At 57.2% G+C, this 3261-nt stretch carries 6 protein-coding genes; 4 read left to right on the top strand and 2 right to left on the bottom strand.

Annotated elements, in window-relative coordinates; genetic code table 11:
* On the top strand, window positions 1-621 hold a 621-nt coding region (locus tag AC1DRP_RS35800; RefSeq protein WP_476771049.1), incomplete at its 5' end, for a DUF4238 domain-containing protein.
* A gap of 117 nt (window positions 622-738) precedes the next feature.
* Here the strand turns inward: AC1DRP_RS35800 and AC1DRP_RS35805 are convergent.
* Entirely contained in the window at window positions 739-1425 is a 687-nt protein-coding gene (locus tag AC1DRP_RS35805) for an SOS response-associated peptidase (protein WP_476771050.1), read from the bottom strand.
* A gap of 4 nt (window positions 1426-1429) precedes the next feature.
* The gene (locus AC1DRP_RS35810) at window positions 1430-1813 is read right to left on the bottom strand and encodes a hypothetical protein (RefSeq protein ID WP_476771051.1); all 384 of its coding nucleotides are present in this window, start codon (window positions 1811-1813) and stop codon (window positions 1430-1432) included.
* Between the two features lie 73 nt (window positions 1814-1886).
* Here AC1DRP_RS35810 and AC1DRP_RS35815 point away from each other — a divergent pair, with 73 nt between their 5' ends.
* The 3 genes from AC1DRP_RS35815 to AC1DRP_RS35825 form a co-directional block, all read left to right on the top strand.
* On the top strand, window positions 1887-2186 hold the full coding sequence (locus AC1DRP_RS35815) for a hypothetical protein (RefSeq protein WP_476771052.1): 300 nt from the start codon (window positions 1887-1889) through the stop codon (window positions 2184-2186).
* Window positions 2187-2201: 15 nt separating this feature from the next.
* On the top strand, window positions 2202-2408 hold the full coding sequence (locus AC1DRP_RS35820; RefSeq protein ID WP_476771053.1) for a hypothetical protein: 207 nt from the start codon (window positions 2202-2204) through the stop codon (window positions 2406-2408).
* Window positions 2409-2537: 129 nt separating this feature from the next.
* Window positions 2538-3261: LTA synthase family protein (locus AC1DRP_RS35825; RefSeq protein ID WP_476771054.1), on the top strand; the 724-nt coding region annotated here is incomplete at its 3' end.

A 3261-nucleotide genomic window follows, 5' to 3' on the forward strand; every position in this document is an offset into this window, starting at 1 on the left:
ATGTATGTCAGGACGAGGTCGGCACGCCGTATGTCTGCTGAACTGCAAAGCCGGATGTTCCAGCTTCAAAACCACGCCACCGCCTTGCACGACGGCGCCTTCAACTCCTTCATTCGTAAGATGGAAGAAGGTGAAGGCAGGATCTACACCCCTGAAGAACGTGCTAAGATTAAGTCGGTCATGATTGATCCGAGCTCATTCGAAATCCACATCCCCAAAGAACGAACACTCGACATCCTGGGGAATGCGAAACCAATCATGCCTCTTATTCACGACATGTCGTGGTCGGTCGTCGAGCCGGAGCGCGGCTTCGTCATTTCATCCGACAACCCCGTCTGCAGGGTCGTTATAGGCCCGAGGCACCCGATGAGCGACGGTGGCTTCCTCCACAAAAACGTCGAAGTTTCCTTTCCTCTCAGCCCGAAACGCTTGTTGCTAATGTCATGGCACAAAGGCCTACCGCCAACGTTTGAAGTGTCGCGGCAGTTTATCGACGTAAGCGCTCATTTGCTGAGTCTGGAGGCGGAGGCTCCGAATAGAAAAATTTGCGAAGGACGGGGCGTCGATTTATGGCTCTTTATCGAATTTGTATATCTTCCGAATAATCCCATCAATTATTAATGCTGTTTAGGTTGGTTGTTACGGGTAATTCATCAGCTTGCCCGTTAATCAGTCGTGAGGAGGCTGCGGAAATCGCATCTGCCCCCCTTTGGAGCGTGAGATAGGGTTTGTAGGGTCTCAATGCTGCAGCTCCTTGAATGGCTCAGCCGTGGCCTGGTCATCGTCGCCAACCCCGGTCTTGTTCATTCGTTGAGACACGATCCATTCGCGCAGCTCCTGCGGCGGCTGCATCAGCAAATCCTTGCCGCCCGAGCCGTCAAGCCAGGCCTCGAAGTCGCGCGGCAGCAGCGTCGCCGGCATGCGGTTGTGGATCTCCGACATCCATTTGTTCGCGTCGCGCGTGATGATCGTGCAGGTAACGATCTCCTCGCCGGTCTCTGGATTGGTCCAGGCTTCCCACAAGCCGGCGAAGCCGAGCAGGCCGCCGTCGGCCGCACTGATCCGATGCGGGGTCTTGTCGCCCTTCTCGCCGGTCCATTCATAGAACCCGCTCGCCGGGATGATACAGCGACGTTTCACATAGGCTGAGCGAAACATGGCGCTGGAATCGACCGTCTCGATTCGCGCGTTGAAGGTCGCCCCGGACTCGTTCGCCTTCTTCTTCCACCAGCCCGGGATCAGGCCCCAGCGCGCTTTCCGCAGCACGCGGTTGCCGTCCTGGTCGCGCACGATGATATCGACCTCGGTCGTCGGGGCGATGTTGTAGCGGGCTCGCAGGTTCGGCCGCTCGGCCGGCACCGTCAGCGGCTGGCTGAAGGCGACGATTTCCTCCCACGAATACGCCTGGCTGAACCGACCGCACATTCCGCTACTCCTCGCCTATCCGTTTCCGTCGCTCGAGCTCGCGAGGCTCGGCCGGGAGCAGATCATCCCGCCCGCCGTCGATCACGGTCAAGCCTCCCATCGTCGCCGGGAAATCGGGCGGCCGTGTCTTCCCAACGTCCAGACAGTAGCCCCCGCACTTGAACCCGTATTTCTGCGGCTTGCGGATTTCCGCCCGCCAGGCGCACCGCCCCCTGAACATCTCGAGCAGCTCGCCCAGCGCCGTGCCGGCGCCGAATTTCTCCGCACAGGCCGCCAGTCCCCCGTCTGCCCACCGCTTGCAGTAATCGCAGCGAAAGCGAAGCAGGATCCACGGATAGTGCCGGAGATCCGTCTCCAGGGTTGGCGGAATGGTCGGCCTGATCGGCATCGGACAATGACATTTGACTCGCGCTCGAATGAGAACAAAAATAGAACATCCAAGCCCCCCAAGGAGTCAAGCTATGCTGCCGTCGCCTACCCCCGCAGGAACTGCCCTGTCTCGCAGCGAGGCCAAGCAGATCATCGCCTGCGGCGGCAATTTCGTATTGAGCCGGGTCGAAATGAACATCGGCCAGGTCCAGAAGCTGGTCGTCTTCGATCCGCCCTATCGCCTGGCCAATGGCGAGGACTACGCCTTCTTCGTGCCCCGCGAGGGCAGGCCGCAGCTTTGGCTGGTCGAGCAATCCGCCGGCGATCGTTGGCACTGGCTCCGCGAGGCGAGGCGCGTCGGGGYCAATGACAACGAGGCGACGCGTCACTGATGAAGGGGGGGCGCGATGATCATCACCGACACCCTGGAATGGTTGGTGGCCCGGCAGCGAATGGCCGAGATCGAGAACGCGCGCCCTGGCAGCCCCGAGGCCGATGAACGGGCGGAGCTCGACTATGCGGCCTTCTGCTGGGAGGAGGACCACATGCCGCCGCTCATGTTTGAACTCTGCCCCGTTCCCGCGTCGATCAACCAGCTGCAGATCCCGTTCTGAAAACCGGCATGATCCGCTCCGGCTCTCGCTCTTCCGAGCGGCGTGTTGGATGCCGACCTGCGATAAGGTTTGCGTCACGAGGGTTTTTTTGGCATCCCTCAAATGAAAGTTGGCTAACGAGGTATAAGAATGAAGGCGAATAGGGCTCTGGGCAGTCTTGCGGTCTCGACGCTGCTCACGCTCGCTGTGTTGGCGGTCGCGATTTGGGCTGAGAACCCCGACCCTCCCCAGAATGCCCCTCCGGTTACTTGGCAGGCATTTCTAATTTTCTTAGCACAGCCACTTTGCTATGCTGTTTTAATATCAACTATTACATTATTCGTAACTAAAAGGATTTTCTTTTCTTTAGTGTTTTCGCTATTAATTTTGACGTTATTGTCAATTTTATCGAAGACAAAATACGTTTATCTCAAGCAAAAACTGCTTTTTTCAGATTTTTTCTACCAGATGAGAGAAATTTCTGAGATCGTTTTCTTTTTGCAGAACTATACGAAGCTGGCTGCGATTGCCGTTCTTATGTTTGTATGCTCCGCTCTCATCTTGGCGGCCGTATTTGCGATGGATAAATCCCGTATCCGGCGCCTGATCTCGCTGCCGCTTGTTCTGCTCAGCATAGTGCTCGTTGAGGCTGCGTGGAGGAATGTTGATCCTTTGTATCGCGATACCGTGTTTGCGCACGCTGTCTTCAGCAATCGGCACTTGTCCAATTTTACCGTAAGCGCGCGAATGTTCGTAGATCACGCAACAGCGCCTCTGGTGCTAGGCGAGGGGCTTACGCAGAAAATTGTCGATGGTCCGAAATTGGTGGATCCTGGCGCTGCCGCGTCCACACGCCCAAATATTATCGTGATCC

The organism is Allobosea sp. 01N443, from assembly GCF_056399325.1.